This window comes from Candidatus Frankia alpina, assembly GCF_902806485.1.
Lineage (GTDB): Bacteria > Actinomycetota > Actinomycetes > Frankiales > Frankiaceae > Frankia > Frankia alpina.
Genome location: NZ_CADCWT010000067.1, coordinates 1 through 21,712 on the forward strand (window position 1 = coordinate 1; position 21,712 = coordinate 21,712).

Consider the following 21,712-nt stretch of genomic DNA (forward strand, 5'->3'; position numbering starts at 1 on the left):
ACATTCCTCACAACCCAGAGTAACCAGTCAGCACGGAAAGTGACCTTCGCGCGGCCCTGCGTGCGACCCGACCACCTTTCAACCCGGGGAAACCACCGTTGACCGCGCACGGGTCGAGGTCCGCGTCGGCATCGACCAGCGACAGCCGTCACGACCGATCCGCATCAGGAATGTGCCCGGTACCGCTCACGGCCGGAACGCCCGTCACGGTGGAGTTCAACGGCGATGGTGGATCGGCATCGTCCTCGCCCGTCCCCTCGCCGACCGCCCCGTCTACGACGTCGGCACCCGCGATCGGGCAGCCTGGCAGGCAGCCCACTGAGCCAAAGGGGGCCGATCAGGCCGGCCGCGATCCGCGCCCAGTAGCCACCAGTCGCGGTGCGCGGGCAGCGTTGCGGTGCGTTCTGGGTGAGACCATACAGAACGCACCGCAATCGGCACCGGCCCGAGCACGAACGGCATCGTCCCGAGCACGAACGGCACCGCACCGAGTGCAAAGGGCTCCGCCCCGGCCTCGCTCGGTTCCGAAGTCGCTCCGTCCCGGCCCGGGGACGGCCGCGCGGGCCTACTCGCCGTAGGTGGTGTGGTTGGTGACGTGGTGGGTGTCGTTGAAGCCGCGTAGCACGGCAGGGCCGTCGGAGTACCAGTCGATCGTGGTCAGCGAGACCAGGTCCAGGTGCAGGCGGTACAGGACGATCGGCTCGGCGCCCAGCGCGAGCTGGGTAAGGCCCTTGATCGGCGTGACGTGCGAGACGACGAGGACCCGCTTGCTGGGCTGCTCGACGAGCAGCCGGTCGCGGACCCGGGCCACCCGGGTCACCGTGGAGATCAGGCTCTCCCCGCCCGGCGGCGGCACGTTCGGGTCCGCGAGCCAGGCGTTGAGCTCGTCGGGGAATCGTTCGCGCACCTCGCCGAAGGTCATCCCCTCCCAGGCACCGAAGCTGGTCTCCCGCAGGTCGTCGTCGACGACGTAGTCGCGGCCCAGCGCCTCGGCGGTCTGCCGGGCCCGCTTCAGCGGCGAGCTGACGATCAGGTCGAACGGCTCGTCGCGCAGCCGATCGGCGACCGCGGCGGCCTGGCTCATCCCCAGGTCGGTCAGCGAGGCCTCCACCGTGCCGCTGAACCGCTTGTCGACCGACAGTGGCGTCTGGCCGTGGCGCAGCAGCACGGTCGTCGTCGGCGGCGCGGGCGGGGCCATCCAGCCGGAGAGCCGATTGGTCGTGGGGGCGCGGTGCGGCGTCGGGTCCGGCGACTGCGGGACCGACGGTTCCCAGCTCCGCCCGGCCGCGGCGGCGTCCATCGCCTCGTTGGCGAGACGGTCGGCGTCGGCGTTGCGGGCGCGGGGCACCCACTGGTAGCGCACGGAGCGCAGGGTGCGGGCGATCGCGGCCGCCTCGTCGGCCAGGGGACGCATCGACGGGTGCTTGATCTTCCAGCGGCCGCTCATCTGCTCGACGACGAGCTTGGAATCCAACCGGGCCTCCACCTCGGCGTCCGGGGCGATCTCGGCGGCGGCCCGCAGCCCGGCGATGAGGCCCGAGTACTCGGCGACGTTGTTCGTGGCATGGCCGATCGAAGCGGCGCGCTCGGCGAGGACCGTCCCGTCCGCGGCGTCCCGGACCAGGGCGCCGTAGCCGGCCGGGCCCGGATTACCCCGGGATCCGCCGTCGGCCTCGACGATCAGCCTGCGCACCGTGCTCATCTACGACTCCCCTCGCCCTGCCCGAACCGACCTGCCGCTACAGCCCCGACTCGGGGGTACGGACCAGGATGCGCCGACATTCCTCGCACCGCACGACCTCGTCGGCGGGAGCCGCGGCGACCGCTCGCAGGTCGCCACCGGAGAGCTCCAGATGGCAGCCCTGGCAGCGCCGGCGCAGCAGCGGCGCGGCACCGACCCCTCCGGAGGAGGCCCGGATCCGCTCGTACAACGCCACCAGCGCTTCGGGCAGTTGCGGGGCGAGGGCCGCCCGGTCCTGGCGCAGCCGGGCGGACTCGGCGTCGATCTCGGCGCAGGTCTTGTCGCGGGCGGTGGTCGCGGCGTCGACCTCGGCCTGCAGGTCGGCGCGGCGCTGGGCGAGGGTCGCGAGCTGCCCCTCCAGGCCCTCGACGGCCTCCATCTTCTCCAGGGCGTCGTCCTCGAGGACACCCTGGCGCCGCGCCAGGGAGGCGAGCTCCGCCTGAAGGTTCTCCAGCTCGCGGGAGTTCGCCACCGCCCCGGACTCCAGCCGCTGCGAATCGCGGGCCGAGCGGGTCCGGACGAGCTCGATTTCGTTTTCCAGCTTGCGCTGGGCGCGAGTGACGTCCCCCAGCTCGGTGCGCACTCCGACGACCTCGTCGTCGACGGTGCTCAGGGCCGCGGTGCGTTCGGTGATGACGGCGAACTCGGGCAGCCCACGCCGACGAGCGACCAGCCGGTCGAGGCCGGCGTCGAGGGCCTGCAGGTCGAGCAGGCGAAGCTGGATTGCTGGGTCGGCCTTCATGAACTCCTCACCGGTGTGTCCTTCATCGGCGTCGGCCACGAACTCGGCCCGACGAGCCGGGCATCCGCATCTGGGGCGCCGACTACCGGGACGGAATGTGCAACCGCCAGGGATCGGTCACGATAGCGGACACCGATGCACTCACCGTACGTCCCCGGGTCCGCAGTCCGGCTTCCAGACGCGCTGCGGCCTGCGCGAGCCACGGCCACTCGCTCGCCCAGTGGGCGACGTCGACGACGGCGATCGGATGCTCCCCCACCGCGTCGAGCACATGGTGATGCCGTCCGTCGGCGGTGACCAGGACATCGGCGCCCGCGGCCCGGGCCGCACCGGCCAGTTCCCCGCCCGAACCGCCGCATACCGCGACCCGACGCACGAGCTGGGCCGCGGCCCCGGTCGCGCGCACCCCGCCGGCCGTCGCGGGCAGCGCCCGGGCGACGCGGGCACAGAAACGGTCCAGCGGCTCGGGCTCGGGCAGCTCACCGACGCGCCCCAGCCCCCGACACACCGTCGGCGCCGAGTTCTCCGCCTGCGCCGGGCCCTGGTCCAGCGGGCCGACCCGGCACAGGCCGATTGCCGCGGCCAGCGCGTCGCTGACGCCCGGGTCCGCGACGTCGGCGTTGGTGTGCGCTGTGTACAGCGCGACTCCGGCTCGGATCAGGGTGGCGACGACCCGCCCGCCCGGTCCGGTCTCGGCCACCCCGTGGGTCCCGCGCAGGAACAGGGGGTGGTGGGTGACGAGCAGCTGGGCACCGCCCGCCGCCTCGACGGCCACCTCGACGGTGGGATCGACGGCGAACAGCACCGCGGAGACGGGGGCCTCGGGGTCGCCGACGGCCAGCCCCACCGCGTCCCACGACTGCGCCCAGGCCGGCGGGTACGCCCGCTCCAAGACGGCCACGCAGTCACCGACCGTTGCCAACCTGGTGCTCATCACGGTGACCCTACCCGCACGGTCGCGGTCGCCTGTCAGCCGGTCACGGTGCCAGCCGACGTGCCGAGGTCCCGCACGCGACGCACCCTTCGCCCCGTAACGTCACCCCTGGCAACGCACCCTGCGCAGGGGTGGCGAGCCACGAAGAAGGGGAACTCGTCATGGCGGACGTTTCGGTGCGATTCCAGGTCGCGGGGGATTCGGAGATTGTGCTGAACCTCTCGACCCCCCAGGCCGTCCGCCTGGTCGAGGCAATCATGCGCAAGGTCGCCGACGCGATGTCAGCGCCCCCGGCGGGTGGATCCGGGCTGCATGGTCCCGCGACCGGCGGCGCCGCGCTGGGCGGTCCGTCGATGGGTGCGCCGGACCGGTCAGCCGTCGGCTCCCCCTGGTCGGACGTTTCCCCCGGGCAGAACCCCTTCCCACCCGAGCGATGACGCTCCCGCCGGCGGTCGGCTGACCTGCCGGCGACCGCCGGGCGCGGCGACCCGCGCGGACATCATGGGGACAAACCGGAACTAACAGGTCGGATCAGCACGCCCGACGCTTGCTTCCGCAAAAGCCGACACAACAACACCGCAACACGATACAACTCCGCACAGCCATTCCTCACCGAAGGGAAAACGATCACGCATGGCGGGGGACGTACCGGTCGATGAACGCGCCCTGATCACCCCGACCGACCCGGCGGGCGGCCGTTCGCTGCGGACGGCTCTCGCCGGGGCCGGCGTGTCCGACCCGGCCGACAGTGACCACCCGGCATCCGGCGACGAGGCACCCACCGTCACCGGTAGTGAATGGATCCTGCACCGTTACGGCCAGGTCCAGGTGCTCGGCCGCCCACGGAGCGACGCCCCCGATGGCGCGGGGCTGCTCGCGGCCCGTACCGGCGCGGGCCTGCTGCCCCCGGCCGACGGCAACGTGGTGTCGACCACGGGCGTCTCCCCCGGCCTGAACCGGGCGGAGACGCTGGGTCTGGACGCCTTCCGGCTGCGCGCGCCAGCACCGCCTACCGCCGGCTCAAGCAGGACCGCCCCCGTGACGGCCATCCATGGGACATGGACCGGCCCTGCACCGACGTCCCGCCGCCGCGAGGATCCACCGGGCCGGATCCCGACCACTCGGCCCCGCTCGCCGCCGCCAACGGCCGGTCCGGCCGGCAGAGCCCACTGATGACGCTGACCGCGGCGGGCGCAGCCGACACCAGCTCGACCGCCGGCACCGCCGGCTCCCCAACCAGCTCGAAGCTGGAAGGCGCCGTCGCCGTCGGCCTGATCCTCGTCGAGGGGCCGAGCGCCGATCTTCAGTTCACGGCGGCCGAGCGGACCAAGGTCGTGGCCGAGGTGCAGAACGGGCTGTCCTGGTACGCCACCACGAACCCGGCGGCCGACCTCACGTTCCACTACGACATCCAGATCGTGCGCCTGCCCGTGCCGGCGGACCCGAAGGCGACCGATCTGGAGGCCCTCTGGCGGGACCCGACGATGAGCCGGCTCGGCCACGCGGCCAACTTCGACGGCGTCTACGACTACGTCGACGCGCTGCGCGCCCGGCTCGGCACCCAGTGGGCCTACTGCGCGTTCTTCACCAAGTACCCGCTGGGCTACTTCGCCTACTCGTCGGTCGGCGGCCCCCGGATCGTCATGTCGTACGCCAACGACGGCTGGGGCCCGGACAACATCGACCGCGTCTTCACCCACGAGACCGGGCACATCTTCGGCGCCCCGGACGAGTACGGCGGCGCCGGCTGCGACTGCGGCGGCCAGTGGGGCGCGTTCGCCGCCCCGAACGGCAACTGCGACTCGTGCGCCCCGGCACCGGTGGACTGCCTGATGCGCTCCAACAGCTTCGCGCTGTGCCGGTACACCCCCAGCCACATCGGCTGGGGCCACGGCGTCGGCGGCAATCCGGCGCTGGTCCAGTCGAAGGGCCTCGGCACCGCCGGCAACTTCGACGTCGTCGTGCCGTCGACGTTCGCGGGGCTCACCCACGTGTGGCGGGACAACGACACCACCGGCTTCCCCTGGCGCGACCCGTGGCAGACCGCGCAGGGCCTCGGTCGCGTCGACGCCCTCACCATGGTCCAGAGCACCCTGGCCAACCCCGGGCCGCTGGAGGTCGCCGTCCGGGTCGGCTCGACGCTGTCCTTCCTGTGGCGCGACAGCACCGGGGTGTTCGCCTGGCACGACCCCAAGCAGCTCACCCAGGGCGTCAGCGGGGTGCCCTCGCTCGTCCAGAGCCGGCTGGGGACGAAGGGCAACTTCGAGCTGCTCATCCCGGCCGCAGACGTCGGCATCCTGCACCTGTGGCGCAACCACGACGTCTACGGCTATCCCTGGAGCGCGCCACGGCTGTTCGGCGCGAACCTGGGCCGGGTCGACGCGGTCAGCCTCATCCACGGCACCCTCGGCGGCGGTCCGGGCATGCTCGAGGCCGTCGCCCGGATCGGCAGCCGGCTGGTGCACCTGACCCGGGACAACGCCGCGGTGTGGCGGACCGGGCCCGAATTCGGCCAGGGCGTGGCGGGCAACCCGGCGCTGATCCAGAGCACCTTCGCCGGCGGCGCACGAAACTTCGAGGTGGTCGTCCCCGCCTCCGGCGGCGGGCTCATCCACTACTACCGGAACAACAGCGTGCCGACGCCGTTCTGGAGCGGGCCGCGCCCGTTCGCCGCCGCCCTGGGCAAGGTCGACGCCGTCTCGATGATCCAGAGCAACTTCGACGGCCACCTGGAGGTCCTCGCCCGCGTCGGCGACGAGCTACACATGGTGTGGCGCTCCTCCGGGTCGGGGGCGACCTGGTCGACCCCGCGCCGGGTGTTCTAGCAGGCGGGGTCGGCGGCGCCTGCGCCGGGCGGCGGCGGGTCGGGGGGGAAGGTCCCAGGGGCGTCCCAGGGGCGTCCCTGGGCGGGACGGTCCTTGTCGCTGCGGCGCGCCAGCCAGCCGTCGACGAACAGGACCTCTGCGGGGCTGAGGGTCTCCCGCAGCGCCGAGGGCACCCCGTCGACGAAGACGCCGCGCACGCCCGCGCCGGCCCCCACCTCCGCCGCCCGCGACGCCGGCACCGCCAGCAGCGCCAGCCGCGGCGGCAGCGCCGAGGTCACCCGTCCGAACTCGGCCAACGCGGCCAGCGGACCCTCGGCGCGGCCAGGATGCTCGAGGACGACCAGCAGCTCCCGTTCGGTTCCCCACACCGGCCCATTCTCGCCCGAACGGCCGTCGGGGGGAGCCCCGGGCCCGGTGGCACCACCCCCGGCGGACAACCGGGGGCGCCGACACGCCCTCGTTCGGCGAGAATCACAGGGGTCGGCGAATGGACACCGCGACCGGCACGAGACAGGGTTGATGTCACACGCCCGGCTAGCCGCGGTGGACCCGCCGCGGTGCGCACCCCCGCGGTGCCGGCCGATCGGCGATCCACGACTCGGGCGAAGCGCAACCCTGGGTGGGTCAGAAGGGGGGGTACCGGCGATGGACGCGCGGCTCCCGCTGTTCCCGCTCGGCACCGTCCTGCTCCCCGGGCTCGTGCTGCCACTGGAGATCTTCGAGGAGCGCTACCGCGCGCTGGTCCGGGAGCTGCTCACCCAGCCCGCCGACGAGGCGCGCAGTTTCGGGGTCGTGGCCATCCGGCGGGGCCGCGAGACGGGGCCGGCGTTGCCCGCGGTCCACGACGTCGGCTGCACGGCGGTGCTGCGCCGGGTGCAGGAGCATCCGGACGGCCGCTTCTCCCTGATCACCGTCGGCGGGCGGCGCTTCCGCGTCGGCGCGGTGGATCAGCACAGCGCGCCCTACCTGGTGGGGGAGGTAGAGTTCCTGCCCGACGAGCTCGGTGACGCCGAGGCCGCCCGCGAGTGCGTGGTGCCCGTGCAGCGGCTGATGCTCGCCTACGCCGAGCGGCTGGCCGCCACCGGCACGGTGCAGATCTCCCTGCCGGATCTGCCTGACGATCCCATCGCCCTGTCCTACGTGATCGCCGCGGCGGCCGTCACCGACCTCACCGAGCGCCAGGGCCTGCTCGCGACGGCGGACGCGGCCACCCGGCTGCGCGTCGAGCGGGCACTTCTGCGCCGTGAGGTCGGCCTGCTCAAGAAGATCACCACCATCGGATCCAGCGAACTGCGCCGGGTCGACCCGAGCCCGAACTGACCCGCCGCCGCACCGCAGGACGCGGCTCCAGTTGCTGGAGGTTAGTCACCGTTCTCCGGCTCGACGATCATCACCGGGCCCAGGGGTGACCGGCCAGGGTCAATCGGGTGCCCGGGGGCCGTCGGGCCGGGACCCGCTCGCCGGCCAGGTCTGCAGACCCGTGGCGTCCGCCGGGCTCCGCAGCTCGTCCGAGGCCTTGACCTTGCCCGCGGGTCCGGGCTCGGCGCCGTCCGGACCGGCGAAGGGGTCGGGCGGCTGCGAGCCGTCGGCGCGCAGGCGCCGGCTCGGCCGGGAGGTCGCCCACAGGCCGATCGCGAAGGCCCCCAGCGCGACCACCGGCATGACCAGGTAGAGCCCGTGCGCGCGGACCCGCAGGTCGACCAGGTCCACGAGCATCGGCGAGGCGTTGGGCGGCAGGCTGTGCAGCAGGTCCGGGGAGCGGCGCAGGTGGCCGATCCAGCCGGCGATCAGCGCACCGCCGGTGCCGCCCGCGGCGAGCCCGAGCGGCACCGGGAAACCCGCGTCCCGGGCCCGCCAGAACGCCAGCAGACCACCGACGAGCCCGGCGATCGCACAGATCATCGCGAAGCGGGCGTCGATGTCGCTCTGGACCGCGAACGCCGACTCGTTGCCGTGCAGAGCGCCGGTGATGTCGAGGTGCGGCGCGACGACGGCCCACAGCAGGCCGAGGGGGAATCCGACGACCGCCATCGCCACCGCGCAGATCAGCCCCACGAGCAGGTCCGGACGGACACCGAGCGGCACCGGCCGCCGCGAGCGGGCCGGCGACGGGGAGTCCGGGGACGTCTCGACTCCCGGTCGGTCCGTCGGGACCCCCCGGAAATCCGATGAACGCTCGGTCACGTCGCCCGCCCCGCCAAGAGGTGTCCGTCTCCCCGCCCGCATGACGTTCGGCGGCGGCGCCGGCCACCGCGGACGGTTGACACTATCCTGCCGGGCGGCCAGCCCGACCACACTGGGTGCGACAGTGGTTCCGGGAGCTGCCCACAGCCGCGGGCATAGGCACAGGTCACAGCCACAGGCCTGGCCTCCGGCACGGGCGGCGCGCTCGGGTCAGGCAGTTCCGACGCGGCGCAGCGTCACCGCCGCGACGGTCAGCGCCGCTATCCCCACAGCCGCGCAGACGGCGAGGTCGAGAACCACCTTCGACCAGTCCACACCGGGTTGGAAGGCGGCCGCGAGGGCGTCCACGGCGTAGCTGCTCGGCAGCACATCCCGGGCCACCCGCCCGATCTCGGGCAGCCGGTCCGCCGGGATGACCCCGAGGAACAGCACGATGCTCATCCCGAGCTGACCGGCGATGGTCGCCAGCTCCGGACGCGGGGCCATCAGGCCGACCACGGCTCCGAGACCCGCCAGGCACACTCCGGAGAGCACGACGACGGGCAGCAGCAGCCACAGCCCCGTTATCGGCAGGTTGTAGAGCAGGACGCCGACCACGGCGGTGATGACCGTGCCGGGCGCGGCGAACGTCGCGTAGGAGGCGGCCGTGCCCAGCACGACCGCCACCGGCGGGATCGGCAAGGTCAGGTAGTAGTCGAGGGCGCCGGCCGCCCGCAGGGCGCCGAAGCGCTGGGCGAGCAGGTTCAGCGCGACGAACGCGACCACCAGCACGGTGGAGCCCGCGACGACCTGGCCGGCGGCGATGGAGTTGTCGACGTCGAGGATGCCGCGCAGCAGGACGAGGATTCCGATCGACTGGAACGACGCCACGAACAGCAACGGAATGCGGCCGACCTTTGACCGGGCGAGCTGCCCGCGGTAGACCGCGCCGAACGCCGTGCCGAACGGGGTGGCCAGCGGCATCTTCGGCGGCCCGAGCCTCGCCGGCATCGGAATCGGCAACAGCACCGTGGACGGCCCCGACGACGGTTCCAGGGACGGTTCCGGCTGCAGTGCCGAGAGGATCGCGGGCGCGTTACGCTCATCGGGGACGATCGTCATCGGGACCACTCCTGCTGGCCCGGACGACGCACGTGCACAGTCATGTCCGCTCCAGGTCTCGAGACGCCCCGCCGAGGGTGAGGTAGACGTCCTCGAGGGACGGGGTGGCGAGGCTGAAATCGTCCAGCGCGGCGAGGGCCGCGCCGGTGGTCAGCCGTCCGAGGGCCTCCCGGGCGGTCGCCGGGTCCAGGCGGACCGTCCAGCGCCGGCCGTTGGTCGTCGCGATGCCGGCGAGCATGGCGACGGTGGGGTCGTCGAAGGGCGGTTCGTGCCGCCAGGCGAGGTCGAGCCGGACGCCGCCGGAGACCGACGCCTTGAGCTGGCCGGGGGTGTCGCAGGCGATCACCCGCCCGGAATCCAGGACGGCGACCCGGTCGAGCACCGACTCCGCCTCCAGGACGTTGTGGGTGATCAGCACGACGGTGGTACCCGTCGTGTCCCGGCGGTGCTGTAACGCCCCCCACACCGCTCGGCGGGCGGCCGGGTCGAGCCCGGTGGTCGGCTCGTCGAGGACGAGGACCGGGCGGTCGCCGACCAGCGCCGTGGCCACGCAGGCCAGCCGCCGCTGCCCGCCGGAGAGCCGGGCCAGCGGCCGGTCCGCCACCGCGGTGAGGCCGAGTTCGTCGAGGATGGCGTCCCGGACCTCCCGCACGGCCGCGCGGGAAACGCCGCGCATCCGCGCGGTGGTCGCCACCGCGGTGGCGACGGGCAGCTCGGCCAGAGCGAGGTCGTCCTGGCCGAGGTAGCCGGTCAGCCGGGCGGGCAGGTCCGGGGCGGCGCGGACGTCGCGACCGAACATCATGATCGACCCGGAGTCGGGGCGCAGCAGACCCATCAGTTGACGGACCAGCGTGGTCTTCCCGGCGCCGTTCGGGCCGAGCACCCCGAACACCTCGCCCTGCCGGATGTCGAGGTCGATCCGGTCGTTGGCGAGGACGGAGTGCTCGCCCACCCCATGTCGTCGGGTGAGCCCGCGGACGGCGTAGCTCAGCACGTCGCCCATTCTCGCAGCCGGCTGCGGGCGATGGCCCCGGGCCGTCGTCGGGGACGAGTCACACTGCGCTGCTCATCCACACCACGACGTCAAGCATGCGCAGCGGGGTGACCTGCGGGCCGGTCGACGGCACCAGCGCGGCGAGCCGGCGGAACTCCTCGGCGTTCTCCCGAAGGTCGTACTGCATGGCCCGGACGAGCAACCCCATGTACTGCCGCCAGCTGCGGCCGTCGCGCGGGGAGGGCGGGACGCAGTCCTCGTGCTGGTAGAAGATCCGGACCTTGGAGTCGAACAGGGGGACGAGCGCGGGCCGCTTACGATGCAGCACCTTGGCGATCAGCGAGCCCTTGACGTCGCGGTCGGAGACGTCGGGGTCGTCGAGCGGGTCGTAGAGCGCGGCAACCAGGTCGAGGGTCACCTCCTCGGCCTCGATCAGTTCGATGCCGGGCGGCAGCTTGTCCAGCGCCCGTTGCAACAGCGGCGTGAGCGCGGTCAGGGTGTGCATCCGGTCGACGTCGACGTGCACGCCGAGCAGGCTGGGTGCGAGCAGGTCGCCCGTGCACAGCAGGTCCGGGTCGTCGTTGGTGACCAGTCCGTCGTAGTAGGGGTAGGCGTAACGCAGCCCGCGCTTGCGGGGGCCCAGGTACTCCTCCACCAGGCTCTCCGCGTCGAAGACCTCTCGGGTGCCTTTCGCCAACTTCACCCCTGGGCTCCTTATCGTCCTGTAGTCGTCATCGTCGGGTTGTCGTGCCCGCCCGGTTGTCGATCATTGTCCGGTGCCGTTCAAGGATGCTTGCCCGCATCGCCGCGACCGGCATCGTCCCCAAGCCCGGCGTCGTCCCCGAGCCCGGGCAACCCCGCGCTGACGAGGGCGTTGTGCCTCATCCTCCCTCGTGCCCGCCGTGACCGTGCCAGGGGGCGACGATGGCGGCGGCCCGCGAGCTCCACGCCACCTCGGCCGGATGGCAGTGACCCGGCCAGATAATGAAGGACGCCGCGCCCGAAATCAGCGGCGATCCGGCGGCAGTGGGATGAATCTCACGCTCGTCGGTCCGAACCCGCGGATCGGCCGCCAGCTGCGACAACCGGCCGGCCGGCGCCCGGACCACGGCGGCGAACAGGCACGCGCACCCGGCCCGCAGCTGCGCCGCGGCCTGGCGGTCCCGGTTGTCCGCACCGGCGTCGCCGGCTCGCGCCTCGCTCGCGGCGCGCGCCTGCGCCTGCGCCGCCGCCGAAGCGAACGCGGCGTGGACGTCGGCGACCGGGTCACGCACCGTGGCCTGCTCGACCTGCCCGCCGGTCCCGGCGGTGAAGAACACCTGCACGGCCCGGTAGCTGCCGAAAAGGTCGATCAACTGGTCGGGGGTGGCCGGGCCGGTGAGGCTCGCGACGGCGTAGAGGTCCGCGGCGGGTGCGGCGGCGGTCAGGGACGCGAGGTTCTGCCGGCTCGCCCCGAGGTACTCGGCGACCGAGTCGTGGGCACCGGGGCCGATCGTCACCGTCGGTGTCACGGGCTGCGCCGCCGGTGGGGTGGCCGCCGGTGGGGAGCCCGTCGGCGCGGCCGCGGGCGCCGTCGCGTTGGACGGCCGGTCCCGGTCGACGCTCTGCAGCATCGCCGCCGCCGCACTCACCACGATCAGCGCGACGAGACCGAGGACGAGCACCCGCGCCCCGCGGTCCACCACGCCCCCGGGTGCGACGCCGACCACGTCGAGCAGGGCCGGCGAGCCGCCGGTCTCGGTGTCGACCGGCTCGTCGTCGCCCGCCCGCCCGTGCCGGGCCCGCTCGGCTAGCCGCCGGGCCCGGCCGGCCTCACGATCGGCGGGGTCTGCGAGGCGGGACCGGGCGGCGTCGAGGGCGCGGAACACCGCCGGCAGCACGGCGTCGTCGAGCCGGTCGAGCGGGGACAGCGGCGCCTGCGCGGGCACGGCCGCAGCGGCGTCGGGAATCGGCGGGGACGGCTTCTCGACCGCCGCCGGTTCGGTCATGCCTGCTCCCGCAGCCGATCCACCGCCTCCGCCAGGTCGGCCGGATCCGGGCTGGTGAACTCGACGAGGCCGCCGTGACCGGGATGATCGAACGACAGGCGGGCCGCGTGCAGCCATTGCCGGGTCAGGCCGAGGCGCTCGGCGAGGGTGGGATCGGCCCCATAGGCCAGGTCACCGAGGCAAGGATGACGCAGGGCCGACATGTGCACCCGGATCTGATGGGTCCGGCCGGTCTCCAGGCGTATCGACAGCAGCGACGCCGAGCGGAACGCCTCCTCCAGGTCGTAGTGGGTCACGCTGGGCTTGCCGTCCGCGACGACGGCGAACAGGCCCGGCCGGCGGGGATGGCGGTCGGTCGGCGCGTCGACGGTGCCGCTGAGCGGGTCGGGATGGCCCTGCACGACGGCGCGGTAGCGCTTGTCCACCTGGCGTTCACGGAAGGCCCGCTTCAACAGCGTGTAGGCACGCTCGCTCTTAGCGACGACCATGGCCCCGGAAGTGCCGACGTCGAGGCGGTGCACGACCCCCTGCCGCTCCGCGGCGCCCGAGGTGGAGATGCGATAGCCGGCCGCGGCCAACGCCCCGATCACGGTCGGCCCGGTGAAGCCGGGGGCCGGGTGGACGGCCACGCCGGGCGGCTTGTCGACCACCACGATGTCGTCGTCGTCATGCAGGATGCCGAGCCCCCCCACCGGGGTCAGCTCCACGGTCATCGGGCGCGGCGGGGCGGGTAACCGCACCTCCAGCCAGGCGCCGCCGCTGACCCGGTCGGACCGACCCCGGATCCGGCCGTCGAGGCTGGCCTGGCCGTCGTCGATGAGGGTGGCGGCCGCGGTCCGCGACAGCCCGAACATCCGCGCGATCGCGGCGTCCAGGCGGAAGCCGTCGAGTCCGTCCGGGACCGGCAGCGAACGCAGGTCTCCGCCGACGCCGGTCACGGCCCGCCCGGCCCGACGCCGCCTCGGCCGGCGGGCGGATCGGCCCGGATCACACCGCCGTCCCCGGCGACCGGCGCGACGCCACGGCTATCGGCGCCGGGCGCGGCCTCACCCGCGCCGGAGCCGGCCTCGCCGGAGTCGCCGTAGCGGGTGCCGTCCAGCCCGATGCCCAGCAACGACAACACGACGGCGAGGATGCCGCCGCAGACGATCGCCGAGTCGGCGGCATTGAAGATCGGCCAGTGGTGCAGGTGGACGAAGTCGACGACGTGGCCGCGCAGCGGGCCGGGGGCGCGGAAGATTCGGTCGGTGAGATTGCCCAGCGCGCCGCCGAGCAGGGCGCCGAGCACGATCGCCCAGCCCACCGACCGCAGCCGGCGGGCAGCGAAGACCACGACCGCTATCACGGCGAGCGCGACGAGGCTGAGCACGACGGTCGCCCCGCCGGCCAGGCTGAACGCGGCCCCGGAGTTGCGGGTCAGCTGTAGGTCGAGAACACCGGGGATGACGTTGACGGGACCACGGTCGGACAGCTGGGCCACCGCAATGTGCTTGGTGACGATGTCGAGAAGCAGGATCACGACGGCGGCCGCCGTCAGCGTGACCACCGGACGCCGCGACGCGCCCACGCCGCCGCTCGTCGCGGCCGACCCACGGCCGACGGGATCTTCGGACACGCTGCTCCCGATGGTCATCGCCTCTCCCACCCGATCCACTCTACGGGCCGGCGCGCACGGGGAGCGCCGGCGCTCCCCGCCTGGCACCGACCGAGCCGCCGAACGGTCGACTAGACTTCTCCGCAGCGGCACGGCGTCGACGGGGACGAGTAGCGGCGGGCGCAGCCTGAGCGAGCCGGGGTTGGTGGAAGCCCGGTGGCCAGCGCGCTGCGAAGATCACCCCCGAGCCGTCGGCAGAACGGGATCCCGCGGGCGCGAGCCGGCGGTGCCCCAGTAGATCCGGCCGCCGCGAGCTTTGACGAGAGGCCGTCCCACGGCCCGGTCCGCCACCGGCGGATCGGTCGGGCGGGGCGTGCAAGGAGGGTGGTACCGCGGTACCCCCCGGTCCCGGGCGGGACGTGGCGGCGGGCAGGCTCGCCGGCCATCGCCTCCGCGCGGCCGGTGAGGCGTCGTCCCTCCGTTGGTCCGACGCCAGCCACGACCGAGGAAGACCGGGTCCGCCACGATGACCACCGCCCCGCGTACCCCCACCTTCGCCCCGCTGCCCGGGCAGGTGGATCTGCCCGCCTTCGAACGCGAGACGCTCGCCCGCTGGCGTGACGCCAAGATCTTCCACCGTTCGCTGGAGTCCACGGCGGACCGCCCGCTGTGGGTCTTCTACGAGGGGCCGCCGACCGCGAACGGCAAGCCGGGCGCCCACCATGTCGAGGCGCGGGTCTTCAAGGACCTGTTCCCCCGGTACCGGACGATGAAGGGCTTCCAAGTTCCCCGCCGCGCCGGCTGGGACTGCCACGGGCTGCCCGTCGAGCTCGCGGTGGAGAAGGAACTCGGCTTCACCAGCAAGAACGACATCGAGGCCTACGGCATCGCCGAGTTCAACGCCCGCTGCCGCGAGTCGGTGCTGCGCCACGTCGCCGACTTCTCCGCGATGACCGAGCGGATGGGCTACTGGGTCGACCTCGACGGCGCCTACCGCACGATGGACACCAGCTACATCGAGAGCGTCTGGTGGTCGCTGAAGCAGATCTTCGACAAAGGTCTGCTGGTCGAGGACTTCCGCGTCACCCCCTACTGCCCGCGCGACGAGACACCGCTGAGCGACCACGAGGTCTCCCAGGGCTACGCCGACGTGGACGACCCGTCGGTCTACGTCCGTTTCCCGCTGGTCGCCGACGCCCTCGGGCTCGCCGAGCGCGGCGCGCAGCTGCTCGTGTGGACGACGACGCCGTGGACGCTGGTGTCGAACACCGCCGTCGCCGTCCACCCGGACGTCGACTACGCGCTGGTCCGCGCTGCCGGCGGCGAGCTGTTCGTCGTCGCCGAGCCGCTGATCGCCGCCGCCGTCGGCGAGGACGCCGAGGTCGTCGAGCGCTTCCGCGGCGCGGCGCTCGCCGGCGCCCGTTACGCCCGCCCGTTCGAGCTGCTGGAAGTCGAGCGGTTCGCCGCCGGCACCGGCACGCCGCACTCGGTGGTGCTCGCCGACTACGTCACCACCACCGACGGCACCGGCCTGGTGCACCAGTCGCCGGCGTTCGGCGCGGAGGACCTCGCGGTCTGCCGCGCCGCCGGCCTGCCCGTGGTCAACCCGATCGGCACCGACGGCCGGTTCCTCGCCGACACCCCGCTGGTCGGCGGGATGTTCTTCAAGGACGCCGACGCCCCGCTGATCGCCGACCTGCGCGAGCGGGGCCGGCTGTGGCGGGCCCAGACCTACACCCACAGCTACCCGCACTGCTGGCGCTGCCACACCCCGCTGATCTACTACCCGCTGCCGTCCTGGTACATCCGTACCACGATGATCCGCGACCAGCTGCTGGCCCAGAACGCGGCGACGGACTGGCACCCGGAGCGGATCAAGAACGGCCGCTACGGCGAGTGGCTGCGCGGCAACGTCGACTGGGCGCTGTCCCGTAACCGCTACTGGGGCACGCCGCTGCCGGTCTGGCGCTGCGACGACGACCCGGACCATCTCGTCTGCGTCGGTTCGATCGCGGAGCTGTCCGAGCTCGCCGGGCGCGATCTCGCCGAGCTCGACCCGCACCGCCCGTTTGTCGACGAGGTCACCATCGCCTGCCCGACCTGCGGCGCGACCGCGCACCGGGTGCCCGAGGTGATCGACGTCTGGTACGACAGCGGCGCGATGCCGTTCGCCCAGTGGGGCGCGCCGCACCAGGGCGCCGAGGACTTCGCCCGGCAGTACCCGGCGCAGTACATCTGCGAGGCGATCGACCAGACCCGCGGCTGGTTCTACACCCTGATGGCGATCGGCACCCTGGTGTTCGACCGTTCCTCGTACGAGACGGTGCTGTGCCTGGGGCTGCTGCTCGACGCCGAGGGCCGCAAGATGAGCAAGCACGTGGGCAACGTCCTCGACCCGTTCGAGCTGTTCGAGCGGCACGGAGCGGACGCGGTCCGCTGGCTGATGCTCGCCGGCGGTTCCCCGTGGTCGGACCGCCGGGTCGGCCACGAGGCGATCGAGGACATCGTCCGCAAGGTCCTGCTGACCTACTGGAACACCGCCTCCTTCTTCGCGCTGTACGCCGCTGCCGCCGGCTGGCGTCCCGGCGAGGGCCCGGCCGCGGCGGCCCCGGCCGAGCGGCACGTGCTCGACCGCTGGGCGCTGTCCGAGCTCGCGGCCACGGTGGGCGAGGTCGACGAGGCGCTCGCCGGTTTCGACTCGCTGCGCGCCGGGCGGCGGATCGCCCGGTTCATCGACGACCTGTCCAACTGGTACGTCCGCCGGTCCCGTCGGCGGTTCTGGGCCGGCGACCCGGATGCTCTCGCCACCCTGTACACCTGCCTGGACGCGCTGACCCGGGTGATGGCCCCGTTCACGCCGTTCCTGACCGACTGGCTGTGGGCCCGGCTGTTCGCCGACGCGTCGGCGAAGGCACCCGACTCGGTGCACCTGGCGTCCTGGCCCGAGCTGCCGGCCGACCTGCACTCCCCACGGCTGTCCACCCAGATGGACCTCGTGCGGCGGATCGTCGAACTCGGTCGCGCCGCGCGGGCCGGCAGCGGGGTGCGCACCCGCCAGCCGCTGCCCCGGGCCGTCGTCGGCGCCGCCGCCTTCGGCGAGCTGTCCGCCGAGCTGCGCGCCCAGATCGCCGAGGAGCTCAACGTCACCGTCGTCGAGGCAGCCACCTCGGACGTCGTGGACATCACCGTGAAGCCGAACTTCCGCGCCCTGGGCCGGCGCTTCAGCAAGAACACCAAGGCGGTTGCGGCCGCCATCACCGGCGCCGGGGCGCCCGTCGACGGCCGGCTGACCGTCGACGTGGACGGCGAGCCCGTGGAGCTGTCCGGCGACGAGCTGATCATCACGGAGACACCACGGCAGGGCTGGGCGGTCACCGCCGAGTCCGGCCTGTCGGTCGCGCTCGATCTGGAGATCACCCCGGAGCTGGCCCGGGCCGGGCTCGCCCGCGACGTGGTGCGGGTGCTGCAGGACGCGCGCAAGGCCGCCGGTCTGGACATCACCGACCGGGTGGACGTGCGCTGGTCGGCAACCCGCGCGGACACCGCGCTCGCCCTGCGCGCTCACGGTGCCACCGTGGCCGAGGAGGTGCTCGCGGTCTCCTTCACCGAGGTCACCGAGGTCACCGACATCGCTGAGGCCACCGGGGAGCTGGGCCTGGTGTTCAGCCTGGCACGCCACATCCCCGCGGCCGGCATCCCCGCGGCCGGCTGAGCGCGGCCCGGTCAGGCGCAGGCGAGCAGCCTGCCGGCGATGATCCCGGCGCCTCCTGACGGCCGCGGCCGTCAGGAGGACGTTCGGCGCAGCGCGCCGAACGGCAGCAGCACCGCGGCGACGAGAGTCAGGATCAGGGACGCGTAGACGAATCCGCTGCCGGCGACGATGCCGACCACGGCCAGCACCCCACACAAAGCAATGAGCACACCACAGAGAATCAGCATGCCGCGTCCCCGCGCTGCGGGGAGGACGACGGAGTGAAGCGCCGGGCGCTACCTCGGCCAAGGGCCGGGCCGCTCCCGACGGGGCGGGGTGAGCAGACCCGACGGATCAGAACTCCTGCATGCCGGACACGTCGCGCCGGTTGGGGTCCAGATCCGGGCGGCCGTGGCCGTTGTCACGGGCGATGGCGCCGGCGGGCATCGGCGGGCCGGGCGGGAACGTCGGCTGGTGGCCGGGGCTCTGCTGGATGCCGTTCGGACCCATCCCCACCGCCGGGGGTGGCGTCGGCCCGCCGGGGTTCAGACCGGGCCGGGGGGCGTTGCCCACACCGACGGCCGGCGGCTGGGTCGGCATGCCGTCCAGGTCCCGCAGCTGCATCTCCAGGTAAGCCCGCAGCCGGGTGCGGTACTCGCGCTCGAACGCTCGTAGCTGCTCGACCTGGCCCTCCAGGCAACGCTTGTCGTCCTCCAGGCCGCCCAGCTGCTCGGCGACGTGGGCACGAGCCTCGCCGATGATGCGGTCGGCGTCAGAGCGGGCCTCGCGGCGAGCACGCTCGGACTCGGCGCGCGCCTCACGCAGCGCCTCGTCGGCGGTGCGTGAGGCCAGGACGAGCGTGCGGGCGACCCGCTGCTCGATCTCGGCCTCGGAGGCCTGGCCGGCGCCTGCGCGGGCCGGCACGCCGCCGCCACCCGAGCCGACCGCGGGGATCACCGTGGTCGGGGCGCCGCCCTGCACAGCGGGCGGCGGGGGCGCCTGCTGTTGCTGCTGCGCGCGCTCCCGGGCGGCCTGGGCCGCCTGGACCTGCGCCAGCTGGCGGCGGGTCTCCTCGACCTGGCGACGCAGCCCCTGGTTCTCCTCGAGGATCTGGGCGGGCGCACCCGGGCCACCGCCGCCGGAGCGGCGGGCCTCGTCGAGCTGCCGGCGCAGATCGCTGTTCTCGTCAAGCAGCCGGGTCAGCTCCACCTCGACCTCGTCGAGGAAGATGTCGACCTCGTCCTCGTTGTAGCCGGTACGAAACCTCGTCGGACTGAAGACCTTGTTCTGTACGTCCTGTGGTGTCAGAGCCACGTCGCCTCCTCGTGCGGCATCGCCGCTCCCCGAAGAGAGGGCGGTCTGCGGGCAGTCTGCCGCGCCCGCGTTCGCGGTGTGCACACAACCCCGTTACAGCCTCTGGGCATAGCTCCGCAGCACCAAGATCACCGGGAAGAGCACCAGATACCCGAGGTCAAGCGATACGCTACCCACCCTCAACGGGGGCAGGATGCGTCGGATGAACCGCAACGGGGGGTCAGTCACCGTGTACACGGATTCGAAGATCAACAACAGTGGGCCGGTCGGACGGAACGAACGACCGAGGAGGAGAACAAGGTCAGTGATCCACCGGGCTATCAGGAACAGGAAGTAGACCAGCAGCACCCATGAGATCAAGCTGCCTAGTGTGCTGATGGTGCTCTCTCCTGGGGACCTGGGGACCTGGGGGGCGCGTGGCTGGTCCGCGCTCCGGCGTCATGACTGGTTGTAGAACCCACCCTCGCGGATGCGTCGCTTGTCCGTCTCGGTGACCTCGACGTTGTGCGGCGAGAGCAGGAAGACCTTGTTGGTCACCTTCTCGATGTCGCCACGCAACCCGAAGATCAGCCCAGCGGCGAAATCGACCAGCCGTTTGGCGTCGACGTCGTCCATGTCGGTGAGGTTCATGATAACGGGGGTACCGTCCCTGAACTCCTCGCCGATCTGCCGCGCCTCATTGTAGCTACGTGGCTGGAGCGTCGTGATCCGGTAGGGGTGCGGCTCCTCGACGGGCACCACTCGCCGCATCGGCACAGGTCCCGCGGGGCGCAGTGGTTCGACCGGTAGACGTCGCGGCATGGCGACCGGCTCCTCCCGTGCGTCGATCCGACGGACCGTGCGGTCCATCGGGACCGGTTCGTGCATAACACGCCGATCGTCATGGCCTACCGCACGACCGTCGTCGTAGTCGTCGTCGAGATAGTCCTCGTCCTCCTCGGCCAGACCGAGGTAGACCATCGCCCTGCGCCCGAGCCCCATGGGCGCGACTCTAAGGGACACCAGGCCGTTCACCGAACAAAGCGGTCCCGATCCGAAGGTGTGTCGCGCCTTCGGCCACCGCGACCTCAAGATCGCCTGACATGCCGGCGCTGATGACGGTGGCCTGAGGGTGGTCCATGACCAGCCGTTCGGCAACGGCTCGCAGCCGAGCGAATGCGGGACGTACCGGTTCACCACGGGGAGCAACCGCCATCACGCCGCGCAGTGTCAGCCCGGGCGCCTCCTCGACAAGATCAGCCAGTGCCGCGAGCTCCGCGACATCACTGCCACCCCGGCCCGAATCGGCGACCACGGGCCTCACCCGACCCCCGGAATCACTCTGCGAGTCCAACGAGACCTGCAGGCAGATCGACAACGAGCGGCCACGCTCAACCGCGAGCCTGGACAGGACGCCGACCAGGCTCGATCGGTCCACCGAATGCACCCAGTCCGCCCAACGCAGAACGGATCGGGCCTTGTTGCGCTGGAGTTGGCCGATGAAGTGCCAGGTGAGGTCGGGCCCGCCCGCCGCCCCGCCCGGCCCGGCCGCGTCACCGGCCGACGGATCGTCGCCCGGCATGGCGAGTAGGCGCGTGACCATACTCACCTTCGGGCCGGCCTCCTGCTCGCGGTTCTCGGCGAACTGGCACACCCCGAGCGTGTGCAGCATCACGACGTCGTCGGCCGGACAGGTCTTGCTCACCGCGATGAGGGTGAGCCCGGCCGGATCGCGGCCGGCCGCCCGCGCCGCGACGGCGATCCGTTCCTCGATCACGGTCAGTCGACGGGCGAGCTCCGCCCGGCGGGCCGGGTCGCCCCCCGCCGCGATCGGCCGGGTCCCGGCGGGCGGGTCCGCACGCCCGATCACGCGTCCGGCCCGAGCCATGCCACGCCGGCGAACCGGCCGGTGCGGCCGTCCCGGCGGTAGGAGTAGAGCTCCGGGTCCTCCGCGGTGCAGCGGGTCGCGATGGCGATATCGGTCACACCCGCCGCGGTGAGCTGATGGTGGATGCCGGCCCGCAGGTCGATCGCGGCGGTCCCCCGCCGCGTCGACCCCGCGCTGCCCGGCACCCGCCGCTCGACCTCCCGGCGCAGCTCCGCCGGCACCTCGTAGCAGCCCGCGCACACACACGGGCCGACGGTGACCGTGAGCCGATGTGGCGCGACGCCCAGCCGGTCGAACGCCGCCAGGGTCGCGTCGATCACCCCGTCGGCCATGCCGGCCCGCCCGGCGTGCGCGACCCCCACCGCCGCCGGGGACTCGAACACCACCGGCGCGCAGTCGGCGACCATCACCGCCAGCGCCAGACCTGGCACGTCGGTGACAAGCGCGTCCGCCTGCGGCGGCGGGGCGGGCGCGCGGGCGACGACGACCCGCGTGCCGTGTACCTGGCGCATGTACTGCACCGGCATCCGCAACCGCGCCGCCAGCCGGTGCCGGTTGGCGGCGACGGCGCCCGGGGCGTCGCCGACGTGATCACCGAGGTTGAGCCCCCCGAACGGCACAGCGCTGACCCCGTCCGCACGCGAGGTGAACAGAACCGGCATGGCCGGAAGTCTCCCCTCGTGTGAGCTATTTAAGGAAGTCCGGCACGTCCAGCTCGTCGTCGTCGACGATCGGCC

20 protein-coding genes and 1 pseudogene are annotated in these 21,712 nt (G+C 73.0%); 4 read left to right on the forward strand and 17 right to left on the reverse strand.

What is annotated here, in order from left to right; translation table 11 throughout:
* Positions 1 to 565 precede the first annotated feature (565 nt).
* The 3 genes from G6R25_RS09950 to G6R25_RS09960 all read right to left on the reverse strand — a co-directional run bounded on the left by G6R25_RS09950 (position 566) and on the right by G6R25_RS09960 (position 3,417).
* On the reverse strand, positions 566 to 1,702 hold the full coding sequence (locus G6R25_RS09950) for a bifunctional RNase H/acid phosphatase (RefSeq protein WP_136447064.1): 1,137 nt from the start codon (positions 1,700 to 1,702) through the stop codon (positions 566 to 568).
* A gap of 37 nt (positions 1,703 to 1,739) precedes the next feature.
* Positions 1,740 to 2,483 carry a zinc ribbon domain-containing protein gene (locus tag G6R25_RS09955; protein ID WP_163552763.1) on the reverse strand — a complete coding sequence of 248 codons (744 nt, stop codon included), beginning with the start codon at positions 2,481 to 2,483 and terminating at the stop codon, positions 1,740 to 1,742.
* 82 nt (positions 2,484 to 2,565) lie between these two features.
* Positions 2,566 to 3,417, reverse strand: coding sequence for a Nif3-like dinuclear metal center hexameric protein (locus G6R25_RS09960; RefSeq protein WP_163552750.1), 852 nt, complete (start codon positions 3,415 to 3,417; stop codon positions 2,566 to 2,568).
* 161 nt (positions 3,418 to 3,578) lie between these two features.
* On the opposite strand from G6R25_RS09960, the gene G6R25_RS09965 reads away from it, so the two are divergent.
* Together G6R25_RS09965 and G6R25_RS09970 are read left to right on the forward strand one after the other, a co-directional pair.
* Positions 3,579 to 3,854, forward strand: coding sequence for a hypothetical protein (locus tag G6R25_RS09965; RefSeq protein WP_136447066.1), 276 nt, complete (start codon positions 3,579 to 3,581; stop codon positions 3,852 to 3,854).
* Between the two features lie 196 nt (positions 3,855 to 4,050).
* A pseudogene (locus G6R25_RS09970) lies at positions 4,051 to 6,242 on the forward strand (DUF8189 domain-containing protein).
* Here the strand turns inward: G6R25_RS09970 and G6R25_RS09975 are convergent.
* Positions 6,239 to 6,610 carry a hypothetical protein gene (locus G6R25_RS09975; RefSeq protein ID WP_163552751.1) on the reverse strand — a complete coding sequence of 124 codons (372 nt, stop codon included), beginning with the start codon at positions 6,608 to 6,610 and terminating at the stop codon, positions 6,239 to 6,241. The pseudogene G6R25_RS09970 and the gene G6R25_RS09975 overlap by 4 nt on opposite strands.
* Before the next feature lie 277 nt (positions 6,611 to 6,887).
* Here G6R25_RS09975 and G6R25_RS09980 point away from each other — a divergent pair, with 277 nt between their 5' ends.
* Positions 6,888 to 7,562: an LON peptidase substrate-binding domain-containing protein gene (locus tag G6R25_RS09980; protein WP_163552752.1), complete on the forward strand. Its 675-nt coding sequence runs from the start codon at positions 6,888 to 6,890 to the stop codon at positions 7,560 to 7,562.
* A 99-nt stretch (positions 7,563 to 7,661) separates the two neighbouring features.
* On the opposite strand, the gene G6R25_RS09985 is transcribed toward G6R25_RS09980, so the two are convergent.
* The 7 genes from G6R25_RS09985 to lspA all read right to left on the reverse strand — a co-directional run bounded on the left by G6R25_RS09985 (position 7,662) and on the right by lspA (position 14,142).
* The gene (locus G6R25_RS09985; RefSeq protein WP_163552753.1) at positions 7,662 to 8,426 is read right to left on the reverse strand and encodes a hypothetical protein; all 765 of its coding nucleotides are present in this window, start codon (positions 8,424 to 8,426) and stop codon (positions 7,662 to 7,664) included.
* A 210-nt stretch (positions 8,427 to 8,636) separates the two neighbouring features.
* Positions 8,637 to 9,527 (reverse strand): ABC transporter permease, encoded by an 891-nt coding sequence (locus G6R25_RS09990; protein ID WP_419469335.1) that lies wholly within the window; start codon positions 9,525 to 9,527, stop codon positions 8,637 to 8,639.
* 40 nt (positions 9,528 to 9,567) lie between these two features.
* Positions 9,568 to 10,530, reverse strand: coding sequence for an ABC transporter ATP-binding protein (locus tag G6R25_RS09995; RefSeq protein WP_163552754.1), 963 nt, complete (start codon positions 10,528 to 10,530; stop codon positions 9,568 to 9,570).
* Between the two features lie 49 nt (positions 10,531 to 10,579).
* Positions 10,580 to 11,224, reverse strand: a complete 645-nt coding sequence (locus tag G6R25_RS10000) for a DUF6308 family protein (RefSeq protein ID WP_163552755.1) — start codon at positions 11,222 to 11,224, stop codon at positions 10,580 to 10,582.
* Positions 11,225 to 11,402: 178 nt separating this feature from the next.
* Complete coding sequence (locus G6R25_RS10005; protein WP_235947948.1) at positions 11,403 to 12,509, reverse strand: hypothetical protein; 1,107 nt, start codon at positions 12,507 to 12,509, stop codon at positions 11,403 to 11,405.
* Positions 12,506 to 13,447, reverse strand: a complete 942-nt coding sequence (locus G6R25_RS10010; RefSeq protein ID WP_163552756.1) for an RluA family pseudouridine synthase — start codon at positions 13,445 to 13,447, stop codon at positions 12,506 to 12,508. Before G6R25_RS10010 ends, G6R25_RS10005 begins: the two co-directional genes overlap by 4 nt.
* Complete coding sequence (gene lspA / locus G6R25_RS10015; RefSeq protein ID WP_163552757.1) at positions 13,444 to 14,142, reverse strand: signal peptidase II; 699 nt, start codon at positions 14,140 to 14,142, stop codon at positions 13,444 to 13,446. Before lspA ends, G6R25_RS10010 begins: the two co-directional genes overlap by 4 nt.
* 487 nt (positions 14,143 to 14,629) lie before the next feature.
* Here lspA and ileS point away from each other — a divergent pair, with 487 nt between their 5' ends.
* Positions 14,630 to 17,815 carry an isoleucine--tRNA ligase gene (gene ileS, locus G6R25_RS10020; RefSeq protein WP_163552758.1) on the forward strand — a complete coding sequence of 1,062 codons (3,186 nt, stop codon included), beginning with the start codon at positions 14,630 to 14,632 and terminating at the stop codon, positions 17,813 to 17,815.
* A 71-nt stretch (positions 17,816 to 17,886) separates the two neighbouring features.
* Here the strand turns inward: ileS and G6R25_RS25135 are convergent, their stop codons facing one another.
* The 6 genes from G6R25_RS25135 to pgeF all read right to left on the reverse strand — a co-directional run bounded on the left by G6R25_RS25135 (position 17,887) and on the right by pgeF (position 21,637).
* Positions 17,887 to 18,042 carry a hypothetical protein gene (locus G6R25_RS25135; protein ID WP_165699152.1) on the reverse strand — a complete coding sequence of 52 codons (156 nt, stop codon included), beginning with the start codon at positions 18,040 to 18,042 and terminating at the stop codon, positions 17,887 to 17,889.
* A 106-nt stretch (positions 18,043 to 18,148) separates the two neighbouring features.
* The gene (locus tag G6R25_RS10025; protein WP_163552759.1) at positions 18,149 to 19,108 is read right to left on the reverse strand and encodes a DivIVA domain-containing protein; all 960 of its coding nucleotides are present in this window, start codon (positions 19,106 to 19,108) and stop codon (positions 18,149 to 18,151) included.
* 93 nt (positions 19,109 to 19,201) lie between these two features.
* The gene (locus tag G6R25_RS10030) at positions 19,202 to 19,456 is read right to left on the reverse strand and encodes a YggT family protein (protein ID WP_163552760.1); all 255 of its coding nucleotides are present in this window, start codon (positions 19,454 to 19,456) and stop codon (positions 19,202 to 19,204) included.
* Between the two features lie 90 nt (positions 19,457 to 19,546).
* On the reverse strand, positions 19,547 to 20,089 hold the full coding sequence (locus G6R25_RS10035; RefSeq protein ID WP_163552765.1) for a cell division protein SepF: 543 nt from the start codon (positions 20,087 to 20,089) through the stop codon (positions 19,547 to 19,549).
* A 10-nt stretch (positions 20,090 to 20,099) separates the two neighbouring features.
* Positions 20,100 to 20,957 carry a YggS family pyridoxal phosphate enzyme gene (locus G6R25_RS10040; protein ID WP_235947949.1) on the reverse strand — a complete coding sequence of 286 codons (858 nt, stop codon included), beginning with the start codon at positions 20,955 to 20,957 and terminating at the stop codon, positions 20,100 to 20,102.
* The gene (gene pgeF, locus G6R25_RS10045) at positions 20,954 to 21,637 is read right to left on the reverse strand and encodes a peptidoglycan editing factor PgeF (protein ID WP_163552762.1); all 684 of its coding nucleotides are present in this window, start codon (positions 21,635 to 21,637) and stop codon (positions 20,954 to 20,956) included. The genes G6R25_RS10040 and pgeF overlap by 4 nt, the downstream gene beginning before the upstream one ends.
* Positions 21,638 to 21,712 lie beyond the last annotated feature (75 nt).